The organism is Actinocorallia lasiicapitis (assembly GCF_054778695.1).
In genome coordinates this window covers 1-4569 of the sequence record NZ_BAAGZI010000439.1, presented here as the reverse complement: position 1 = coordinate 4569, position 4569 = coordinate 1, and the positions used below count along the sequence as shown (strand labels likewise).

Below are 4569 nucleotides of genomic sequence, written 5' to 3'. Positions count from 1 at the left end.
GGGCGAGCAGCGCGGCCAGCCCGCCGAGCCCGCCGGACAGCGTGGTGAAGACCGGCCCGGCCTCGGCGGGCGCGGCCTCCTTGACGGCCTTCGCGGCCATGATCAGCGAACGGTGGCTGCGGGAGGCGTGGGCGAGCTGCGGCAGGGTCGCCTCGAACGACAGGTCCTCGACGCGTCCGGCGTAGACCCCGCCGAGCAGCGGTTCGACCAGCCGGTCCACGGCCTCCCTGCCGAGGCGGTCGCCCACGAAGTCGGCGACCGACAGATCCGAGCCGCGTGGGGTGGGCCTGCGGGCCAGATCGAGGGCGGCGCGCGCCACCCCCTGCTGGGAGAGCACGCCCGACGCCGCGAGCGCCTTCAGATCCGACGGGACGCCCATCACCTGCCCGGCCGGGAAGGGGCGGAGCGCGCCATGGCTGAACAGGGCGGCCGACGTGGTGCCCGGGTAGACGAGCCGGTCGGCGAGGCCCAGCTCGCGCACCAGTTCCAGGCCCTCGGGGCGGCGGGCGAGCATCGACTCGGCGCCCTCGTCCAGGGGCTGCCCGGCCAGCTCGCTGGTGCGCAGCTTGCCGCCGACCTCGGGCGAGCCCTCCAGGACGGTCACGGCGAGCCCCGCCCGGTGCAGGTACCAGGCGGCGGACAGTCCGGCGATCCCGCCGCCCACCACCGCCACATGCTTGGCGTTCACCCTCCCACCCTTCCAGACACCGGTGGGTGCCACGGCCGGTGGCTCCTGTGAGTTCGGCGTCACCCAACGGTGACCTGATCGCGACCCGGCTCAGACAACGCAAATCGGTGCGGCGCCCGTCCAAGAGGCATGGACCTGAGAAAAGCCTTCTGCGCGGTCGCCGTCGTGGCCCTCCTGTCGGGATGCTCCGCCAGTTCGACACAGACCATGTCCGACGACAGCGCGCCCGTGGCGAAGCCCGCCCGCGAGGCCGCCGGGTATGCGAACGAGAGCAAGACCTTGGACGACCAGGCCGTCGACAAGGACGCTGGGAACCTCAAGGTGCCGGTGACCAAGCAGGCGCCGGCCGTGGACCGGGCCGTCGCCTACACCGCGAACCTGCGGATCCGCTCCGACCAGGTCGAGGTGTCGGCGACCAGGATCAAGCAGCTCGTCGTCGCCGAGGGCGGCTATGTCGGCGAGGAGGAGACCGGCGGCAACCCGGTGACCGCGAGCCTGGTGCTGCGGGTGCCCGGAGACCGGTACGCCTCCGTCCTGGAGAAGCTGAGCACGGACTTCGGCGAGAAGATCTCGCTCAAGCAGTCCGCGGAGGACGTCACCGAGCAGGTCGCCGACGTCGACGCCCGGATCAAGTCGGCCCAGTCGGCGCTGACCCGGCTGCGCGCCCTGATGGGCGACGCGAAGAACGTCACCGAGGTGCTGCGGATCAGCGGCGACATCGACAACCGCCAGGCCGATCTGGAGTCACTCCAGGCCAAGCAGAAGTCCCTGGCCCGCCGCACCGCCTTCGCGACGGTCACCCTGAACATCGACCCGCCGAGCGTCAAGCACGAGGAGCCGAAGCCGAAGGACGAGACCGGGTTCCTGCCGGGGCTGCGCAACGGCTGGGACGCCTTCACCTCGTTCGTCGACGGCACCCTCACCGTGGTCGGCGCGCTGCTCCCCTTCGCCGGGCTGGCCGCGCTGCTGGCCGTCCCCGCGCTGGTGATCCGGCGCCGCCGCAGGCCCGTCACCCCGCCCCCCGCCGAGCCCACCGAGCCCGCCGAGCAGGAGAAGGAGCCCGTGGGCTGACGCCCAGGCCGCTGACGTTCAGGCCGCCGAGGTTCGGGCCGCCGCCGGGGTTCAGGCCTCGGCGGAGAGCCGGATCGACTCGGTGTGGACGAAGTCGGCGAGCCGGGCGAGCTGGTCGGGGTTGACCGACGGGAGGACGCCGTGGCCGAGGTTGAACACATGGCCTTCGGCGGTGCGGCCGCGGCGCAGGATCTCGCGGGCGCGCTCCTCGACGACCTCCCAGGGCGCCAGCAGGAGGGCCGGGTCCAGGTTGCCCTGGAGCGCCTTGCCCGCGGGGACGCGGCGCGCCGCCTCGTCCAGCGGGACCCGCCAGTCGACGCCGACGACGTCCGCGCCGACCTCGCCCATCTGGTGCAGCAGCTCGCCCGTCCCCACCCCGAAGTGGATCTTCGGCACGTCGGCGCCGACCGCCTCGAAGATCTTCTGGGTGTGGGGGAAGACGTAGCGGCGGTAGTCCTCGGGGGCGACCGCGCCGACCCAGGAGTCGAAGAGCTGGATCGCGCTCGCGCCCGCGTCGATCTGGGTCTTCAGGAAGGCGATGGTGATGTCGGCGAGCGCGTCGAGCATGGAGTTCCACAGCTCGGGCTCGCCGTACATCATGGCCTTGGTGTGGTCGTGGTTCTTCGACGGGCCGCCCTCGATGAGGTAGGACGCCAGCGTGAACGGCGCGCCCGCGAAGCCGATCAGCGGGATGTGGCCGAGCTCGCCGACCAGGCCCTTGATCGCGTCGGTGACGTAGGGGATGTCGTCGCCGGTGAGCGGGCGGAGCCGGGAGACGGCGGCGCGGTCCCGGATCGGGTCGGCGATCACCGGGCCGACGCCGGGCTTGATGTCCAGGTCGATGCCGATGGCCTTGAGCGGGACCACGATGTCGCTGAAGAAGATCGCGGCGTCGACCGCGTAGCGGCGGACCGGCTGCATCGTGATCTCGACGATGAGGTCGGGGGTCGCGCAGGCCTCCAGCATCGGGATTCCCTCGCGGACCCGCAGGTACTCGGGCAGCGAACGGCCTGCCTGGCGCATGAACCACACCGGGGTGTGGGGCACGGGCTGACGGCGGCAGGCGCGCAGGAACGTCGATTCTTCTGCTGGCATGTGGGAAATCGTCCCATGGACTCGGGCCGCCTCAGGGCCGGGGTGGCCGAACCCGCATCGCGGAGATTCGGGACACGCCGCGAAATTTCCCACAAATGGGGCCACGAGTGTGTCACTTTCAAACGTGCCCCCTTCGCCTCAGAGCCCTTCCGGCGTGGCATCCCCGCCTTCACCACCATCAGAGATCTACGCTCGGCAGATGACGCCCCCGACCGAGTTCCTCCGGGCCCTCGACACGTTCTCCTCGGCCCTGGCCGGCGACCCCGAGCGCCCCGAACTGGAGTTCGAGGAGATGCCCGCGCCGCAGCGGCTCGCCCCCCACTCCGCGGCGATCTCCGCGGCGGTCGTCAGGGACGACAACGAACTGGCCCACGGCCGGCTGATCCTGCTCTACGACCCGGCGGGCCGCGGGAGCTGGCACGGCAGGTTCCGGCTGGTCGCCTATGTGCAGGCCGAGCTGGAGCCCGAGATGGCCGAGGACCCGCTGATCGGGACCGTCGCCTGGAGCTGGCTGATCGAATCCCTGGAAGTGGCCGGTTTCGCCGCCGAATCCGGCACGATCACCCGGGCGATCTCCGAAAGTTTCGGGGAGAAGCAGGACGAACCCTCCACCACGGAGCTCGAACTGCGGGCATCCTGGTCTCCCGTGGAAGACGATCTCACCCCGCACGTGCGGGCCTGGACCGAGGTCATGTGCATGGCGGCGGGGCTCCCCCCGCGCGGAGTCAGCGAGCTGAAGGACGTACGGTAGCTAGGTGAGCGAAGGTCAGGATCAGGCAGCGACGCCGCTGCTCGAGCCGAGGGAGGGCATCCCCTCCGTGGTGGCCGACGACAGGGCGCTGGACGCCGTCGTCGCCGCGTTCGCCGCGGGCACGGGCCCCGTAGCGGTCGACGCGGAGCGGGCTTCCGGCTACCGGTACGGCCAGCGCGCCTACCTGATCCAGCTGCGCCGCGAGGGCGCGGGCACCGCGCTCATCGACCCCGTCGCCTGCCCGAACCTGCTCGACCTCAACCGGGCGCTGGCCGACGCCGAATGGGTGCTGCACGCCGCCAACCAGGACCTGCCGTGCCTGCTGGAGCTGGGCATGATCCCGCGCCGGCTGTTCGACACCGAGCTGGCGGGCCGGCTGCTGGGCTATCCGCGGGTCGGGCTCGGCTCGATGGTGGAGTCGATCCTCGGCTACGCGCTGGAGAAGGGCCATTCGGCCGCCGACTGGTCCACCCGCCCGCTGCCCGACGACTGGCTCCGCTACGCCGCCCTGGACGTCGAGCTGCTGGTCGATCTCCGTGACGCCCTCCACCAGGAGCTCACCGAGGCAGGGAAGCTGGAGTGGGCCCTGGAGGAGTTCGCCGCGATCGCCCAGGCGCCGCCCAGGCCGCCCCGACAGGACCCGTGGCGGCGCACGTCCGGGATCCACCGGGTGCGGAACCGGCGCGCGCTGGCCGTCGTCCGGGAGGTGTGGGAGGCCCGCGAGGAGATCGCCCGCGAGCTGGACCTGTCCCCCGGACGGGTGCTGCCCGACACCGCGATCGTCGAGATGGGGCTGAACCAGCCCAAGTCGATGGCCGATCTGTTCGCCATCCCCGCGATCAAGGGCCGGAACGCCCGCCGGCACACCACCCAGTGGCTGCGCGCGGTCTCCAAGGCCCGCGCCCTGCCCGACGCCAAGCTGCCCGAGCAGAACCTGCCCGGCGACGGCCCGCCGCCCGCCCAC

Annotated in this window: 5 protein-coding genes; 3 read left to right on the top strand and 2 right to left on the bottom strand. The window is 72.0% G+C overall.

What is annotated here, in order from left to right; all coding sequences use genetic code 11:
* Positions 1-688: protoporphyrinogen oxidase (gene hemG / locus ACYVE7_RS29635; protein WP_460369294.1), on the bottom strand; the 688-nt coding region annotated here is incomplete at its 3' end.
* A gap of 207 nt (positions 689-895) precedes the next feature.
* On the opposite strand from hemG, the gene ACYVE7_RS29630 reads away from it, so the two are divergent.
* The gene (locus tag ACYVE7_RS29630; RefSeq protein WP_460369292.1) at positions 896-1759 is read left to right on the top strand and encodes a DUF4349 domain-containing protein; all 864 of its coding nucleotides are present in this window, start codon (positions 896-898) and stop codon (positions 1757-1759) included.
* A 51-nt stretch (positions 1760-1810) separates the two neighbouring features.
* Here the strand turns inward: ACYVE7_RS29630 and hemE are convergent, their stop codons facing one another.
* The gene (gene hemE / locus ACYVE7_RS29625; protein WP_460369290.1) at positions 1811-2854 is read right to left on the bottom strand and encodes a uroporphyrinogen decarboxylase; all 1044 of its coding nucleotides are present in this window, start codon (positions 2852-2854) and stop codon (positions 1811-1813) included.
* 199 nt (positions 2855-3053) lie between these two features.
* Here hemE and ACYVE7_RS29620 point away from each other — a divergent pair, with 199 nt between their 5' ends.
* Both ACYVE7_RS29620 and ACYVE7_RS29615 read left to right on the top strand, forming a co-directional pair.
* Positions 3054-3605 (top strand): DUF3000 domain-containing protein, encoded by a 552-nt coding sequence (locus ACYVE7_RS29620; protein ID WP_460369288.1) that lies wholly within the window; start codon positions 3054-3056, stop codon positions 3603-3605.
* Positions 3606-3609: 4 nt separating this feature from the next.
* A partial coding sequence (locus ACYVE7_RS29615) for a ribonuclease D (protein WP_460369286.1) occupies positions 3610-4569 on the top strand: 960 nt, incomplete at its 3' end.

What these genes read in the sequence shown, in the direction of transcription:
- ACYVE7_RS29630 (WP_460369292.1), top strand. Translation starts at nt 896, where the DNA reads ATGTCCGACGACAGCGCGCCCGTGGCGAAGCCCGCCCGCGAGGCCGCC.
- ACYVE7_RS29620 (WP_460369288.1), top strand. Translation starts at nt 3,054, where the DNA reads ATGACGCCCCCGACCGAGTTCCTCCGGGCCCTCGACACGTTCTCCTCG.
- hemE (WP_460369290.1), bottom strand. Translation starts at nt 2,854, where the DNA reads ATGCCAGCAGAAGAATCGACGTTCCTGCGCGCCTGCCGCCGTCAGCCC.